Here is a 218-nt window from a genome sequence, read left to right as displayed (position 1 = left end):
CCCATAAGACTGGGATAACTCCGGGAAACCGGGGCTAATACCGGATAACATTTTGAACCGCATGGTTCGAAATTGAAAGGCGGCTTCGGCTGTCACTTATGGATGGCCCCGCGTCGCATTAGCTAGTTGGTGAGGTAACGGCTCACCAAGGCAACGATGCGTAGCCGACCTGAGAGGGTGATCGGCCACACTGGGACTGAGACACGGCCCAGACTCCT

Annotated in this window: 1 rRNA gene; it reads left to right on the top strand. The window is 56.0% G+C overall.

Annotation, left to right across the window (positions count from 1 at the left end):
* Positions 1-218, top strand: a 16S ribosomal RNA gene (locus tag MR083_RS27545); the annotation flags it as partial.

The organism is Bacillus cereus group sp. BfR-BA-01408, assembly GCF_022663305.1.
GTDB classification, from domain to species: Bacteria; Bacillota; Bacilli; order Bacillales; family Bacillaceae_G; genus Bacillus_A; species Bacillus_A pacificus.
This window is presented reverse-complemented; position numbering and strand designations above follow the sequence as displayed.